The sequence below is a fragment of the Rhodococcus sp. DMU1 genome, from assembly GCF_012272955.1.
GTDB lineage: Bacteria > Actinomycetota > Actinomycetes > Mycobacteriales > Mycobacteriaceae > Rhodococcus > Rhodococcus aetherivorans.
In genome coordinates this window covers 4,960,928-4,976,201 of the sequence record NZ_CP050952.1, presented here as the reverse complement: position 1 = coordinate 4,976,201, position 15,274 = coordinate 4,960,928, and the positions used below count along the sequence as shown (strand labels likewise).

Here is a 15,274-nt window from a genome sequence, read left to right as displayed (position 1 = left end):
GCGCCGCCCGGCCGACCCGATCCCGGGTAAGGTACCCGCCCGTCGACACTTTCACACCAACGGAGCCCGGGGAACCGGTGTGAGGTTTCTCGCGCTCGGAACGGACGTCGCAGGGCCGGCATCCGATTCCGGATGCCGGCCCTGCGATGCGAGCGAGTCAGCCGCGGTTGAGCAGCTTGCGCATGGCGTCGGCCGCGCCCTTGACGAGCGTGTCGCGCGGGAAGCCGCTGCGCTTGACCGCCGCGTCGTAGTTGCCGCCGGCGACCCACACCGGCCCGTCGGTGAGGTGTTCGAGCCCCTCGCGGGCCACATCCTCCGGCTCGGCGACGAGCATGCCGGGGATGTCGAAGTTCAGCCCGGCGCGGATCATCGCCGGGGTGCGGGTCACGCCGAGGACGAGTTCGACGACGTGTACCCCGTGCGGGGCGAGCTCGAGCCACAGGCTTTCGGCGAACACGCGACTGAACGCCTTGGACGCCGCGTAGATGCTCTGGTGTTCCGCCCCCATGTAGCCGGCGAGCGAACCGAGCAGCATGATGCCGCCCCGGCCGCGTTCCTTCATCTTCGCGCCGAACAGGTGCGAGAGTTCGAGCTGCCGATGGATGTTGAGGTCGATGACGCCACGGAAGCCGTCGAGGTCGCCGGTGACGAACTCGTTGCCGTAGCTGTTGGCGCCGGCGTTGAAGATGAGCAGGCCCACCTCGACGTCGTCGGTCGCCTGCCGGATCTGCTCGACGGCGTCGGCAGAGAGCAGGTCGAGTGCCAGGGTGCGGACCTGGACGCCGTTGCTGCGCACCTTCTCCGCGGTCTCCTCGAGCGGGCCGGGCTTGCGGGCGATGAGCACCAGATTCAGCCCCGCCTTGCTCAGCTCGTCGGCGAAGGCGGAGCCGACGCCCTCGGAGCCACCGGCGATGACGGCCCACGGGCCGTACTGCTGGACGTTGATCACGAAAGTTCCTTTCCAGCTGATTTACTGGACGATCGGCCCCGGCACCGGGGTGTCGTCGAGGACGGTGATGCGGCCCTCGGTCGCGGCCCGCGTGATCGTCTCGGCGAGCCGGGCGCAGCCGCGGCGCGGAGCCCCGGGGCGGTCGTCCCGGCCGCCCCGTTCCCGCATCTCGGGGCACCGCGCGCGGGCCTGTTCGTTCCATTGGACGGAGGTGTGCTCCCAGCTGTTCTTCGAAACGAGAACGCGGGCACCGCACTCAGTGCACTGCAGGGGCTGCATCGGGATTCGCCGCCTCCTCGGCGTCCTTCGTGCGGGCGAGGTTCTCCTCGACTTCCCTCATCCACGCCGCCACCGGGCGGGCGGTGTCCATCTCGAACTCGAACCGCTCGGTCATCTCCGGCTTGACGTCGGCCGCGTCCACGTAGAACTGCTCATACCAGCGGCGCAGCTGGTAGACCGGGCCATCCTCGTCGCACAGCAGCGGATTCTCGATGCGCGTCTTGTTCTTCCAGATCTCGACGTCCTGCTCGAAGCCTCGGGCGATGAAGTCACCGAACTTGCGGGCCGTCTCGTCGGCCGAGTCGCCGAGGGCGTCCGACTTCTTCACGATGATCCCGTACATCAGGACGAACTTGTTCTCGGTGACGGGGTAGTGGCAGTTGAGCAGCACCGAGTCGATATCGTAGCCCTCGTACTTGTACTGCAGGTCGTCGATCATGAACGACGGTCCGAAGTACGCCGCCTCGGAGCGGCTGCCGACGAGCTTCGGCTGGCCGTCGGCGTGCGGCCGCATGTCCTCCCGCGCCTGACCGTGCATGATCTGCGTCGCGACGTGCCCCTCGAAGATGTTCTTGAAATACGTGGGGAACGAGTAGTGCACGTAGAAGAAGTGCGCCATGTCGACGATGTTGTCGATGATCTCGCGGCAGTTGGTGTCGACCTCGGTGGTGTACCAGACCCAGTCGGTCCACTCGTCGCTCGTCGCGCCGGCGATGCGGGGAATGGTCACGTCGGCCGACGGCGGGTTGCCCTCGGGGTCGTTCCAGACGAACAGCATCCCGTCCTGATCGAGCGTGTGCCAGGCGCGGGTCTTCGCGATCGGCGGAACGCGGCGGGCGTAGGGGATTGCGGTGCAACGTCCGTTGCCGCCCCAGCGCCAGTCGTGGAACGGGCAGGCCACCGAGTCGCCCTTGATCGTGCCCTGGCTGAGGTCGCCGCCCATGTGCCGGCAGTACGCGTCGAGGATCTTCAGGTCGCCGTTGCTGTCGGCGAACACGACGAGCTTGGTGCCGAAGGCATGGACCGAGTGCGGCTTGCCGTCCTTGAAGGACTCGGACAGGCCGAGGCAGTGCCAGCCGCGGGCGAACCGGGTGGGCGCGGAACCGGCCTCGATCTCGCGAACTTCGACGTCGTCGGACTTGCTGGAGCTCACTGTCGTCCGTCCTTTCGAATGGAATGTCGTATCGGATGGAGCACCTCGGGCACCGGTGCTGTGCGCGGGTGGGCCGGGGGACGGTGGCCGCCTGCGACCGTGTGCTCGACGCTAGGTGAGCCCGCTCACCGGGGATGGAGCGCATCCCACTGTCCGGGACCGTCTGCGGCGGTGTATCCGGACGGCACCGCAGGATGGGGTGCCTGTTCCTGCCACGGTGACCCGTCCGGGTCGCGAAGGAGACACACCGATGTCCGACGACGTGCTGACGAAGGTCCGCGAGCTGCTGCCGTCCATCGCGGAGCGCGCCCGCAGCGTCGACGAAACGCGCCGGGTGCCCGACCAGACCGTCCAGGACCTGGCCGCCGCGGGAGTGTTCCGGATGCTGCAGCCCGCCCGGCACGGTGGACTGGAGAGCAACCCTGTGCGCTTCTACGAGGTGGTGCGGGCGATCTCGGGTGCCTGCGGCTCGACGGGCTGGGTGGCCTCGATCCTCGGCGTCCACTCGTGGCATCTGGCGTTGTTCGATGCGCGGGCACAGGACGACGTGTGGGGACAGGACGAGTCGACGCTCCTGTCGTCGTCGTACGCACCGGTCGGCGAGCTCGTCCCGGTCGAGGGCGGCTTCGAGCTGTCGGGCAGCTGGCGGTTCTCCTCCGGCTGCGAACACGCGTCCTGGGCGCTGCTCGGGGCGCTCGTCGTCGGGGCCGAGGGCCGGCCGGTGGACTTCATGACGGTGCTCGTGCCGCGCACCGACTACCGGATCCAGGACGTGTGGGACGTCGTCGGCATGCGCGGCACCGCGAGCAACGAGATCACCGTGGAGAAGGCGTTCGTCCCGCACCACCGGACGGTGCGCAACTACGAGCTCGCGCAGCTGCGGGCCCCCGGGCACAAGGTCAACCCGGGGCCGCTGTTCAGGCTGCCGTTCGCGGCGGTCTTCACCACCGCCGTTGCCGCGCCGGTCATCGGGACGGTCGCCGGATGCTACGAGCAGTACCTGAGCGCGATGCGCGACCGGGTGCGCCTGAGCCTGGGTGGAGGCCGGTTCGCCGAGGACCAGTTCGCGCAGGTCGCCGTCGCCCGCGCCGCGTCCGAGATCGACGCGGCGATCCTGCAGACGGACCGCAACATCCGCGAGTTGTACGAGCTGGCCGTGGCCGGGGAGCCGCTGCCGACGAGCATGCGGCTGCGGGTGCGCCGCGATCAGGTGCGCGGCACCGAGCGCGCCGTCGAGGCGATCGATCTGCTGTTCAAGACCGCGGGCGGCAACTCGCTCGGCCGCGGCAACCCCGTCGAGCGGGCGTGGCGCGACGCGCATGCCGGCAGCGTGCACGTCGCCAACGATCCCGAACGTGCCCTCGCCCTGTACGGCCGGGGCGTGTTCGGGCTGCCGGTGGAGGACAACCTCGTCTGAGCCGGTCCTTCCCGCGCGCGTCGATGCTTCCTGCGCGCGTCGGAACACGCAAGTAAGCACCGTGCCGCGCAACCACATGGGATCGCCCGGTTCGGTATTCTCCATCTGGCCTGGGCGTGGACGTCGAACCCGGACGCAGGGGTGCGGCACAGTCCAGGGCAGGTCCCACTGAGCGGAAGATTTCTGCCGGCGCGACGCAGGATGAGGGACGCTGGGCGGCACGGCGTAGCCGCAGGTACGAGACGACGGAGGAACCACGGTGCCGAGAGTTGCCGAAGCGCGGGACGCCGCGGAGCCGACGTCCGCCGAGCAGCGCGCACGGTTCGGCCGCATCCTCGACGCGGCGGCGCGCCTGGCAACCGAGAAGGAACTCGAGCGGGTGCAGATGCATGAGGTCGCGAAGATGGCCGGCGTGGCCATCGGCACCTTGTACCGCTACTTCCCGTCCAAGACGCACCTGTTCGTGGCGGTGATGGTCGACCAGATCGAGCAGATGAGCGATCGGATGACCCAGCGCCCGAACCCGGATTCGACTCCGCAGGAGGCCATCTACGAGGCTCTCGTGCGGGCCACCCGGGCGCTGCGGCGACGGCCGTTGCTGGCGGCGGCGATGATCCAGTCCACGAGCACCGCAAAGGCCACGGCCATCCCCGACGTCGCCAAGATCGACCGCCGGTTCCGGGAGGTCCTCTACCGCGCGGCCGGGCTCGAGTACGTCACCGAACGGGATGCGACGCTCGTGCGGGTGCTCGAGCAGGCGTGGTTCGGGATCATCCAGTCGAGTCTCAACGGCCGGATCTCGGTGCCGGATGCGGAGTCGGACCTGCGCGTGGCCTGCGAGCTGCTGCTCGCGGGCCTGTCGAACGCGCGGCCCGCTCCGTCCGCCTGACGCCGGGCCGCGCCGGTCCCCGCCGGGGCGCCGTGCCCGCACAGTACTGAAATGAATTCTTCTATCGGCGACGGTCGCGCGGGCCGGTCGGCTGCGCGACGTGCGCATGCATACTGGTAGCTCATTGCGAGAGCAGCCTCGCCGCCGACAGGCCATTGTCTCGGCGTAGTGAATAGAATACATTCCAAAAATGAACGCGTTCCCGGTTCGTCCGTCGGCGCGTCCGATTGCCTTCCAGCCCAGCACTCACGTCCGAGGAGCTTGTTCATGACCGAGGTAGTCATCGTCGAGGCGGCGCGCACCCCCATCGGCCGCCGCCGGGGCGCCCTGGCCGGTCTGCACCCGGCCACCCTGCTCGGCACCGCACAGCGCGCCGTGCTCGACCGCGCCGGCCTCGCCCCCGACCAGGTGGGTCAGATCGTCGGCGGCTGTGTCACCCAGGCCGGGGAACAGTCCAACAACATCACCCGGCAGGCGTGGCTGCACGCCGGCCTGCCCTACGGCACGGCCGCCACATCGATCGACTGCGCGTGCGGCTCCTCCCAGCAGGCCGTCCACATCGTCGCCGGCCTCATCGCCTCCGGGCAGATCTCCGCGGGCATCGGCTGCGGTGTCGAGTCCATGAGCCGTGTCTTCCTCGGCCAGGCACTCACCCCGGAGACCGGCAACCCGTATCCGGACGACTGGACCATCGACATGGGCGACCAGTTCACGTCGGCCGAGCGCATCGCCACCCATCGCGGCATCAAGCGGGGTGACACCGACGCCTTCGGCCTCGAGTCGCAGCGCCGCGCCGCCCGGGCCTGGGCCGAGGGCCGGTTCGACCGCGAGATCGTGCCCACCGAGGCGCCCGTCCTCGCCGACGGCGTGCCCACCGGGGAGACCACCGTCGTCACCCGCGACGGCGGCCTGCGCGAGACCACCGCCGAGGGGCTGGCCGCCCTGAAGCCCGTCGTGGAGGGCGGCATCCATACGGCCGGGTCGGCATCGCAGATCAGCGACGGCGCCGCCGCCGTCCTGCTGACCAGCGCGCAGCGCGCACAGGAACTGGGCCTGCGGCCCCGCGCACGCATCGTCGCCTCGGGAATGGTCGGGTCGGACCCCTACTACCACCTCGACGGCCCGATCGACGCCACGCGGAACGTCCTGGACAAGGCCGGCATGACACTGGGCGACATCGATCTCGTCGAGATCAACGAGGCGTTCGCGTCGGTCGTGCTGTCGTGGGCGCAGGTGCTCGGCGCCGACCTGTCCAAGGTCAACGTCAACGGCGGCGCCATCGCCCTCGGCCACCCGGTCGGCTCGACCGGCGCCCGGCTCCTCACCACCGCACTGCACGAGCTCGAACGATCCGACCGGTCCACGGCACTGGTCACCATGTGCGCGGGCGGCGCACTGTCCACCGCCACCGTCATCGAACGCATCTGACCACACCATCGAATCCACGAGGCCGACATGACCATTGGACTGACAGACGAGGATCGCGACCTGCGCGACTCGGTGCGGAGCTGGGCCGCCCGGCACGTCACCCCCGAGGTGCTGCGTGAGGCCGTCGAGGCCAAGACCGACACCCGCCCGGCGTTCTGGGGCTCGCTCGCCGAGCTCGGGGTGCTCGGCCTGCACCTTCCCGAGGAGGTCGGCGGCGCCGGATGCGGCCTCGTCGAACTCGCCGTCGTCACCGAGGAACTCGGCCGGTCGATGGTGCCGGGCCCGTTCCTGCCGACCGTGCTGACCGCGGCCGTGCTGCGCGACGCCGGCCGGACCGGCGAGCTCGCCGGCCTCGCGGACGGATCCACGCTCGCCGGCATCGCCCTCGACCCGGGCACGCTGCAGGTGGAGCGCGGCGCCTCGGGCACCACGCTGTCCGGCCGGTCCGGGTACGTGCTCGGCGGCCACACCGCCGACCTGCTGCTCGTCGCCGCCGAGGACGCCGGCAACCGGGCCTGGGTGCTGCTGCGCCGGGACGGACTCGAGCTCGAGGACCTGCCCAGCCACGATGTGGTGCGCGGCAATTCGCAGATCGTGGTGGACGGTTTCGCGCTCGCCGCGGCGGACGTGCTGCGGATCGAGCCGCAGCGGGTCACCGACCTCGCCGCCACTCTGTTCGCGGCCGAGGCGTCCGGAATCGCGGACTGGTGCGTGCGCACCGCGGCCGACTACGCCGCCGTGCGCCGCCAGTTCGGCCGCCCGATCGGCCAGTTCCAGGGCGTCAAGCACCGGGCGGCGCGCATGCTCACGCTCGCGGAGCAGGCCCGCGTGTGCGCGTGGGACGCCGCCCGCGCGCTGACGCCCGGCGCTGCCGACGCCGACGAGGCGTCCCTCGCGGCCGCCGTCGCCGGCGCCACCGCCCCCGAGGCCGCCTTCGCCGTGGCCAAGGACTGCATCCAGATCCTCGGCGGCATCGGGTACACGTGGGAGCACGACGCGCACCTGTATCTGCGTCGCGCACAGTCGCTGCGAATCCTGCTGGGCTCCACCGCGTCCTGGCGCCGGCGCGTCACCGATCTCACCCGCCGCGGCGCCCGCCGCGTCCTCGGCATCGACCTGCCGCCGGAGGCGGAGCAGATCCGCACCGGGGTGCGTGACGAACTCGCCCCGGCCGTCGACCTCGGCGGCGGCGAACGCACGCGGTATCTCGCCGAGAAGGGATACACCGCACCGCATCTGCCCGCACCCTGGGGCAAGGGCGCCGACGCCGTCACCCAGCTGGTGATCGCCGAGGAGCTGCGCGCGGCGAACCTGACGCCGCACGACATGATCATCGGCAACTGGGTGGTGCCGACCCTCATCGCGCACGGCAGCCCCGAGCAGCAGCGACGGTTCGTGCCGCCGTCCCTGCGGGGCGAGATCGCCTGGTGCCAGCTGTTCTCCGAGCCCGGCGCCGGCTCCGACCTCGCGTCGCTCACCACCAAGGCCACCAAGGTCGACGGCGGATGGGTGCTGCAGGGCCAGAAGGTGTGGACCTCGATGGCGCGCGACGCCCACTGGGGCATCTGCCTCGCCCGCACCGACGCCTCGGTGCCCAAGCACAAGGGCCTGTCGTACTTCCTCGTCGACATGCGCAGCAGCGAGGGGCTCGACATCCGCCCGCTGCGCGAGATCACCGGCGAGGCCCTGTTCAACGAGGTCTTCATCGACAACGTGTTCGTCCCCGACGACTGCCTCGTCGGCGAGCCCGGCGACGGCTGGAAGCTCGCCCGCACCACCCTCGCCAACGAACGCGTCTCCCTCTCGCACGACTCGTCCCTCGGCTCCGGGGGTGAGGCCCTCCTCGAGCTGGCGGCCGGACTGCCCGGCGGCCTCGACGACGAGCAGGCCACCACGCTCGGAAAGGTGCTGTGCGACGCCCAGACCGGCGGTCTGATGGGCCTGCGCACCACGCTGCGGTCCCTCGCCGGGGCCCAGCCGGGAGCCGAGTCCTCGGTCGCGAAGCTGCTCGGCGTCGAGCACATCCAGCAGGTGTGGGAGGTCGCGATGGACTGGGCCGGGCCGCGCGCCCTGCTCGGCGGGCAGCACCGCCGGTCGGCGACGCAGATGTTCCTCAACTCGCAGTGCATGTCGATCGCCGGCGGCACCACCAACGTTCAGCTCAACATCATCGGCGAGCGGCTGCTCGGCCTGCCCCGCGACCCCGAACCCGGAAAGTGAGCACGGCGATGACATCGACGCAACGAGGCGCCGGTTCCGCGGACGAAGAGGAGAACTGACCGTGCCCATCGACCCGAACGTCGCCCTGTCCGCCGAACCCGCGGTGCGCGAAGCGATCTGGACCGACCGCGACGTCATGCTCTACCACCTCGGTCTCGGCGCCGGGGGCGACGGACTCGACCCGGCCGAGCTGAGCTGGGTGTACGAGAAGAACCTGCGCGTGCTCCCGACGTTCGCAATGGTCGCCGGTCAGGGGATCTCGGCCGGCGCGCTGAAGCCGGCCGGAATGAACCTGCCCGGCATCGACATCGACCTGCGCCGGATCCTGCACGGCGGGCAGTCGCTGCAGGTGCACGCACCGATCCCCATCTCCGGCACGGCGCACATCTCGTCGCGGGTGGCGCACGTGTGGGACAAGGGCAAGGCCGCGGTCATCGTGCTGGAGCAGTCCGCCGCCACCCCCGAGGGCGCCCCGCTGTGGACCACCGGCATGCAGATCTGGGCCCGGGGCGAGGGCGGCTTCGGCGGTGAGCCCGGACCGGAAGCGGCCCAGTCGATTCCGGATCGGGAGGCGGACGCGGTCCTCGTCTCCCCGACGAGCCCGCGGCAGGCGCTGCTGTACCGGCTCAGCGGCGACATGAACCCGCTGCACGCCGATCCGGCGTTCGCGCGGGCCGCCGGCTTCGACCGGCCGATCCTGCACGGCCTCGCGTCGTACGGAATCGTGTGCAAGGCCGTCGTCGACGGCATCCTCGACGGCGATCCCACCCGGGTGCGGGACTTCTCGGTGCGGTTCGCCGGCTCCCTGTTCCCGGGCGAGACCCTCGAGACCGCCGTCTGGCGCGACGGCGACCGGCTGACGCTGCTCGCCACCTGCCCGGAGCGCGACGGCGCCCCCGTCCTCACCCACGCCACGATGGAGGTCCGCTCGTGAAGACCGGCACCCATCCCACCGCCGCCACCCACGCGCACCGCACGGTGCTGACGTCGGCGCCGCAGGACGCACCCGTCGACCGGGCCACCGCCGCTGCGCGGCGCGTGGTCGACGCCATGCTGCGCACCGACCGGGGCAACGCCAACCTCGACCGCGTCGCCGAGGAACTCGACAGCATCGCCGACCACCTCGAGGAGCACGCACCCGCCGTCGCCGAGCGGCTGATCGACATGTGGAACGGCGAGGGTGTCACCCGGCACGACCCGGTCACCGGCCCCGAGAACGCGATCGCGCCGCCCCTGGTCCTCGAGGGCCTCGAGGACGGCTCGGTACAGGGCACCGTCACGCTCACGCTGCCGTACCAGGGCCCGCCCGGATGCGTGCACGGCGGCGTATCCGCGCTGATCCTCGACCACGTGCTCGGCGTCGCCAACGCCTGGGGCGGCAAGTCCGGCATGACGGCGAACCTCGTCACGAACTACCACCGGCCGACGCCGCTGTTCGAGCCGCTCGTCGTCACCGGCCGGCTCGTCTCCGTCGACGGCCGCAAGATCCGCACCGTCGGCAGCATCGCGACGGCCGACGGGCAGCTGTGTGTCTCGGTGGAGGGGCTGTTCGTCGACAGGACGGTGCCGCGGCCCCGCTAGGAGGAGAACACCGATGGGAGCACTCGAAGGCCGGGTCGCGCTGGTCACCGGCGCCGGCATGGGCATCGGCCGGGGCATCGCCGCGGCGTTCGCGCGGGAGGGCGCGGACGTCGTCGTCGCCGAGATCGACGAGACGGCCGGCGCCGGCACGGCCCGGTGGCTGCGGGACGAGTGGGGCGTGCGCGCCCACTTCCAGCGCACCGACATCACCGACAAGGGCCAGGTCCACGCGATGGTCGACGCCGCGGTCGAGCGGTTCGGCCGCCTCGACATCCTCGTCAACAACGCGTGGCGCAGCTCCGGTTACGCCCGGTTCGAGAACATGACCGACGAGCAGCTGCGCGGCGGCTTCGACATGGCGGTGATGGCCGCGTTCTGGGCGATGCGGCGCGCCCTGCCCGAACTCGAGCGTCGCGGCACCGGCCGGGTGATCAACCTGTGCTCCCTCAACGGCGTCAACGCGCACATGTACTCCGTGCAGTACAACACCGCCAAGGAGGCGCTGCGCACCCTCACCCGCACCGCCGCGCGGGAATGGGCGCCGAAGCAGATCTGCTGCAACGTGATCTGCCCGGGCGCGCAGAGCGAGGCGTTCCGGCGGGTGGCCGAGGCCAACCCGCAGATGGCGGCCGCGTCGGCGGCGGCCAACCCGATGGGCCGGATCGGCGATCCGGTCGAGGACATCGGGCCCGTCGCGGTGTTCCTCGCCGGCGACGCCTCCCGCTACGTGACGGGCAACACGCTGTTCGTCGACGGCGGCGCCCACATCAACGGTGTCCAGTGGGCGCCGCAGGTGGACTGAGCCCGTCGCCGACAACGGTCCCGGACATCGACAACTGTCGCGACGTGTGTCGGTGTCCGGTTCCGTCCACCGCACCTGTTCGACGGGACGCGGGCCCCGAATCCGGGCGCGACCACAGCGTCGACCTCCCCCCGCGACCGAACCGTGACCGACGCCGACGAGGATGGAGCGGACACGAGTCGGTGAGTGGCGGGAGGCGTGGGCGGCGATGAGGCCGAGCAGGTGCGTGCGGTGCGGCCGGGTGATGGGCCCGTTCGAGGAGCGGATCCACGATCGGTGCGCGCGGTGCGCGGGCCCGGCACCGCGCTCGTCGGCACCGCGCTGGGCGGCACCGCGCTCGTCGGCACCGCGCTGGGCGGCACCGCAGCGCGACGCCGGACCCACGCCGTGGTCGCCGTCCGGTGAGCCGCCGCGCCCCGAGCCCGACCCCGGGTCGCTGCTGCGGAGGCTTCGGCGCTCCCGACTGCACTGGCGTCGTCCCGCTCCCGCACCGCCGCCGCGCGTCCCGGTCCCGCCGCCGAATCCCTGGCTGCGCCGGGCGAAAGGCGCGGCCGCGGCGCTCACGGTGGTCGCGTTCGTCACCGTCGTCGCGGCCTCGTCGCTGCGCGTGTGGACGCCGTCGTCGTCGCGGTTCATGCGGATCGACGACGGTCCGATCGCCTACCAGTACGTCTCGCTCGACCATGTCAGCCGGTACGTCGTCGCGTCGGTGATCGCGCACGAGGACGACCAGATGGGCCTGCGGGCACAGGCGTTCCACTGGGGTGACTTCGCCGACCGCGCCCGTGCCCATCTGACGGGCGAGGAACAACAGACGTATTCGACGATCCCGCAGCAGCTGGCGAAGAACATGTTCTTCACCCCCGACCAGAGCGCGGTCCGCAAGGCCGTCGAGACGGTGCCCTCGGTGCTGCTGAGTGCGACCCTGCCGGACGCCCGCATCATGGAGCTGTACCTGAACTACGCGCAGTTCGGCCCGGACCTGTACGGGGTGTGCGCGGCCAGCTGGTACTACTTCGACACCCCGCCGTGGGAGATGTACCAGTACCACGCGATGCAGCTGGCCGGCATGCTGCCCAACCCGGAGGACGTGGTGCGCCTGCCCGGGGGCGGTGTCGCGACTCCCGCCGACGCGCAGTACCCGAGCGCGGCGTTCCACATCAACGGCGCCGCGAACGTCGACCTGCCCGCCCGGTTCGCCGGCTGGGGCGGCTGGGAGAACCTCGTCGCGTCGGTCGGGATCGACGACTCGGCCGCCGACCACGCCGACGACCGTCCGAGCGACGACTCGTGCTCGACGATGCCCGAGCCGGTGCGGCAGCGCCTGGCCGTGGAGGATCCGGGGTTCGTGTCCCGGTCGCAGTAGCCGGACGCGCCGCGACGGACCTGGCGGTTGCGGGCAGCGGTGTTTCTTGCGCGCGAACGGACGCGCGCAAGAAACACCTTGCCGAGCAGGAACATTCGACGACGGCCGCTAGATGCCGACCTCGCGGCGCAGCGTCTTACCCGTCGCGTTGCGGGGCAGCAGGTCGGAGGTGATCCGCCAGCGCGTGGGCACCTTGAAGTACGACAGCCGCTCGGCCGCGAACTCGCGCAGTTCCTCCTCGGTGACGTGAGCCCCCTCGGCGACGACCACCACCGCCGCGACTTCCTGGCCGAGGTCGGGGTGCGGAACGCCGATCACGGCGCACTCGCGCACGGCCGGGTGCTCGTCGAGGGTCTGCTCGATCTCGGTGGGATAGACGTTCTCGCCGCCGCGCAGGATCAGGTCGGAGCGACGGCCCGTCAGTCGCAGCCGGCCGTTCTCGATGACGCCGTAGTCGCCGGTGCGCAGCCACCGGTCCGGGGTGATGGCCGCGGCCGTGGCCTCCTCGTCCTCCCAGTAGCCGAGCATGACGAACGGGCTGCGCACGCACACCTCGCCCTCCACGCCGTCCGGCAGCCATTCGCCGAACGGGTCGCGGATCTCGAGGCTCACGGTGATGATCGGCCGGCCCAGGGTGCCGGGGAACGCCTCGAGGTCCTGGGAGTTGGCCACCGCGATGGCGGTGCTGCACTCGGTGAGGCCGTAGCTGTCGACGAGGGCGTTGCGGGCGAACGGCACCTTCTCGCGCAGCCGGTCCTTGAACGCGATCGACGACGGCGCCGACGCGAGCGCGAACGCCGTCAGCGACGACAGGTCGTACTTGCCGAGGTCGTCGTGCTCGAGCAGCCGCGACGCCATGGTGGGGACCGCACCCCAGTTGGTGACGCGTTCGCGCTCGATGAGGCCGAGCACCTTGTCGACGTCGAACGAGCCCTGGTGCATGATCACGGCGCTGCCCGTCGCCAGGCGCGGGACGACCAGGTTGTGCAGGCTCGCGATGTGGAACAGCGGCGAGGTGAGCAGGTAGCGCAGGTCGCTGGGGACGTCGTCGCCGGCGGTCCGCCCGGTGAACGCGGCGAGCAGGGCGTCGCTGAACCGGTGGTAGTCCACGACGGCGAGCAGGTTGCGGTGCGAGTGCAGCGCGCCTTTGGGCCGGCCGCTGGTGCCGCTGGTGTACAGGATGACGGACGGGTCGTCCTCGTCGATGTCGACGCGCGGCGGCACGGCGTCGGGGAACTGCGCGATCAGCCGGGGCAGGTCCTCCTCCATCGTCAGGACCGTGATCCCACCGGTGTCGACGTCGGCCAGGGCCGCGGCGCGCTTGGCGTCGACGACGAGGATCTTCGGCCGGCTGTGCTTCAGGCCGTACTCGATCTCCCGCGGCACCCACCATCCGTTGAGGCCGACGGTGATGGCGCCGAGCACCTGGCTCGCCCAGAACGCGATCACCCATTCGGGGGTGTTCGCTCCCAGTATCGCGACCCGGTCACCCTTCTCCACGCCGTACCGCTCGCGCAACGCGTGGGCGAGGGAGTACGCCGCGGCGGCGTGCTCGGTGAACGACAGCCGGCGGTCGGCGGTGACGAGGTAGTCCCGGTCGCCCCAGCGCAGGGAGTCGGCGAGCAGGTCGCCCACGGCCTTGCCGCGGTTCTTCATCACCGGCATCGAGGCGCCGAGCACCTCTTCCTCGACGATCTCGAACCGGCCACCCGGGCCGGTGAGGCGGGAGACGACCTCGTCGAGGTACAGCCGGGGATCTGCGGACGCAGTCATGCGGGGACCTTTCCTTCGTGTCACGTGAATACCGTGTCACCTGCTGCGATGGACCTGGAACCCCACCCCGGCCGCGGCCGCGTGTGAGGCGTGCCACTGCAATTTCTCATGCCGGATCGCGGCCGCGGAAGTGGTTACCACTGAGCGGGACTTCCCGTGATCCACCCGACAGCCGGGGCTACGTTCGGCGCAGAATCGCTGCCGGAGGAGCAACCGCATGTCCACATTTCTCGACAACCCGACGACGAGGATCGATCCCTTCGCCCCCGCGAAGCTCGGTCCGCTGACCCTGCGCAACCGGGTCATCAAGGCGGCCACGTTCGAGGGGCTCACCCCGAAGGGGCTCGTCACCGACGAGCTCATCGAGTTCCACCGCCGGCCCGCCGCCGGCGGCGTCGGCATGACGACGGTCGCGTACTGCGCCGTCGCGCCGGACGGCCGCACCGCGCCCGGCCAGCTGCAGTGGACCGACGAGACTCGGCCCGGCATGCGCAGGCTCACCGACGCGATCCACGCCGAGGGCGCCGCGGTGTCGGCGCAGATCGGGCACGCCGGACCGGTCTCCGCCGCCAAGTACCTGGGCACCCCCGCCCTCGGTCCGAGCCGCGCCTTCCGCATGACGACCCAGAACTTCAGCAAGCCCGCGACCAAGGCGGACATCGCCCGCATCACCGAGGGCCACGCCGAGGCCGCGCGCCGCGCCGTCGAGGCCGGGTTCGACGCGGTCGAGATCCACTTCGGGCACAACTACCTGATCAGCTCGTTCCTGAGCCCGAAGATCAACAAGCGCAAGGACGAGTACGGCGGCTCGCTCGAGAACCGCGCGCGCTTCGCGCGGGAAGCCGCCCGCGCCGTCCGCGACGCCGTGGGAGACAGGATCGCGATCCTCGCCAAGCTCAACATGGACGACGGTGTGCCCGGCGGCTTCTGGCTCGACGAGTCGATCCAGGTGGCCAAGTGGCTCGAGGCCGACGGCTCCCTCGACGCCCTCGAGCTCACCGCCGGCAGCTCCCTGCTCAACCCGATGTACCTGTTCAAGGGCGACGCGCCGCTGCGCGACTTCGCCGCCGTGATGCCGCAGCCCACGAAGCTCGGGATCCAGCTGGTGGGCAAGCACTTCCTGCGCGAGTACCCCTACCGCGACGGCTACCTGCTCGAGGACGCCAAGCAGTTCCGGTCGCAGCTGAAGATGCCGCTGGTGCTGCTCGGCGGCATCACCAACCGGGCGATCATCGACGAGGCGATGGCCGAGGGCTTCCAGTTCGTCGCCGCCGCGCGGGCGCTGCTGCGCGAGCCGGATCTCGTCAACCGCATGCAGGAGGACGCGGCCGCCGCGTCGCTGTGCAACCACTGCAACAAGTGCATGACCGCCATCTACGGGGGCACCCACTGCGTGCTCCGGACGGCGTGAAGGGAG

At 71.0% G+C, this 15,274-nt stretch carries 14 protein-coding genes; 10 read left to right on the top strand and 4 right to left on the bottom strand.

All coding sequences use genetic code 11. The features are described from left to right. Positions 1-157: 157 nt before the first annotated feature. Genes HFP48_RS22610 through HFP48_RS22600 form a run of 3 tightly spaced genes read right to left on the bottom strand, consistent with a single transcriptional unit; the run spans position 158 to position 2,381 of the window. Positions 158-949, bottom strand: a complete 792-nt coding sequence (locus tag HFP48_RS22610; protein WP_168580090.1) for an SDR family NAD(P)-dependent oxidoreductase — start codon at positions 947-949, stop codon at positions 158-160. 21 nt (positions 950-970) lie between these two features. Further along, positions 971-1,228 (bottom strand): hypothetical protein, encoded by a 258-nt coding sequence (locus HFP48_RS22605; protein WP_168580089.1) that lies wholly within the window; start codon positions 1,226-1,228, stop codon positions 971-973. After that, positions 1,206-2,381: a Rieske 2Fe-2S domain-containing protein gene (locus HFP48_RS22600; protein ID WP_168580088.1), complete on the bottom strand. Its 1,176-nt coding sequence runs from the start codon at positions 2,379-2,381 to the stop codon at positions 1,206-1,208. Before HFP48_RS22600 ends, HFP48_RS22605 begins: the two co-directional genes overlap by 23 nt. 250 nt (positions 2,382-2,631) lie before the next feature. On the opposite strand from HFP48_RS22600, the gene hsaA reads away from it, so the two are divergent. From hsaA to HFP48_RS22560, 9 genes are all read left to right on the top strand, one after another. Further along, positions 2,632-3,798 carry a 3-hydroxy-9,10-secoandrosta-1,3,5(10)-triene-9,17-dione monooxygenase oxygenase subunit gene (gene hsaA / locus HFP48_RS22595; RefSeq protein WP_006935131.1) on the top strand — a complete coding sequence of 389 codons (1,167 nt, stop codon included), beginning with the start codon at positions 2,632-2,634 and terminating at the stop codon, positions 3,796-3,798. A gap of 259 nt (positions 3,799-4,057) precedes the next feature. Beyond that, positions 4,058-4,687 (top strand): TetR family transcriptional regulator, encoded by a 630-nt coding sequence (locus HFP48_RS22590; RefSeq protein ID WP_006935134.1) that lies wholly within the window; start codon positions 4,058-4,060, stop codon positions 4,685-4,687. A 267-nt stretch (positions 4,688-4,954) separates the two neighbouring features. Beyond that, a complete protein-coding gene (locus tag HFP48_RS22585; RefSeq protein WP_029545923.1) occupies positions 4,955-6,115 on the top strand; it encodes a steroid 3-ketoacyl-CoA thiolase in 1,161 nt (386 codons plus the stop codon). Between the two features lie 27 nt (positions 6,116-6,142). Next, the gene (locus HFP48_RS22580) at positions 6,143-8,335 is read left to right on the top strand and encodes an acyl-CoA dehydrogenase (protein ID WP_168580087.1); all 2,193 of its coding nucleotides are present in this window, start codon (positions 6,143-6,145) and stop codon (positions 8,333-8,335) included. Positions 8,336-8,396: 61 nt separating this feature from the next. After that, entirely contained in the window at positions 8,397-9,269 is an 873-nt protein-coding gene (locus tag HFP48_RS22575; RefSeq protein ID WP_168580086.1) for a MaoC/PaaZ C-terminal domain-containing protein, read from the top strand. Continuing rightward, positions 9,266-9,916 (top strand): PaaI family thioesterase, encoded by a 651-nt coding sequence (locus HFP48_RS22570; protein ID WP_006935148.1) that lies wholly within the window; start codon positions 9,266-9,268, stop codon positions 9,914-9,916. Before HFP48_RS22575 ends, HFP48_RS22570 begins: the two co-directional genes overlap by 4 nt. 13 nt (positions 9,917-9,929) lie before the next feature. Then, a complete protein-coding gene (locus HFP48_RS22565; RefSeq protein ID WP_168580085.1) occupies positions 9,930-10,718 on the top strand; it encodes an SDR family oxidoreductase in 789 nt (262 codons plus the stop codon). Positions 10,719-10,994: 276 nt separating this feature from the next. Continuing rightward, positions 10,995-11,123 (top strand): hypothetical protein, encoded by a 129-nt coding sequence (locus HFP48_RS32135; protein ID WP_282597439.1) that lies wholly within the window; start codon positions 10,995-10,997, stop codon positions 11,121-11,123. A gap of 160 nt (positions 11,124-11,283) precedes the next feature. Further along, on the top strand, positions 11,284-12,084 hold the full coding sequence (locus HFP48_RS22560) for a biosynthetic peptidoglycan transglycosylase (protein WP_246872458.1): 801 nt from the start codon (positions 11,284-11,286) through the stop codon (positions 12,082-12,084). A gap of 108 nt (positions 12,085-12,192) precedes the next feature. On the opposite strand, the gene HFP48_RS22555 is transcribed toward HFP48_RS22560, so the two are convergent. Beyond that, a complete protein-coding gene (locus HFP48_RS22555; RefSeq protein WP_029545915.1) occupies positions 12,193-13,857 on the bottom strand; it encodes a class I adenylate-forming enzyme family protein in 1,665 nt (554 codons plus the stop codon). A 217-nt stretch (positions 13,858-14,074) separates the two neighbouring features. Here HFP48_RS22555 and HFP48_RS22550 point away from each other — a divergent pair, with 217 nt between their 5' ends. Further along, positions 14,075-15,268, top strand: a complete 1,194-nt coding sequence (locus HFP48_RS22550; RefSeq protein WP_168580084.1) for an NADH:flavin oxidoreductase — start codon at positions 14,075-14,077, stop codon at positions 15,266-15,268. The last annotated feature ends 6 nt before the right edge of the window (positions 15,269-15,274 follow it).

Bases quoted from the DNA above. Each gene is read 5' to 3' on its own strand.
- HFP48_RS22585 (WP_029545923.1), top strand. From the start codon at position 4,955: ATGACCGAGGTAGTCATCGTCGAGGCGGCGCGCACCCCCATCGGCCGC.
- HFP48_RS22605 (WP_168580089.1), bottom strand. From the start codon at position 1,228: ATGCAGCCCCTGCAGTGCACTGAGTGCGGTGCCCGCGTTCTCGTTTCG.
- hsaA (WP_006935131.1), top strand. From the start codon at position 2,632: ATGTCCGACGACGTGCTGACGAAGGTCCGCGAGCTGCTGCCGTCCATC.
- HFP48_RS22580 (WP_168580087.1), top strand. From the start codon at position 6,143: ATGACCATTGGACTGACAGACGAGGATCGCGACCTGCGCGACTCGGTG.
- HFP48_RS22555 (WP_029545915.1), bottom strand. From the start codon at position 13,857: ATGACTGCGTCCGCAGATCCCCGGCTGTACCTCGACGAGGTCGTCTCC.
- HFP48_RS22565 (WP_168580085.1), top strand. From the start codon at position 9,930: ATGGGAGCACTCGAAGGCCGGGTCGCGCTGGTCACCGGCGCCGGCATG.
- HFP48_RS22550 (WP_168580084.1), top strand. From the start codon at position 14,075: ATGTCCACATTTCTCGACAACCCGACGACGAGGATCGATCCCTTCGCC.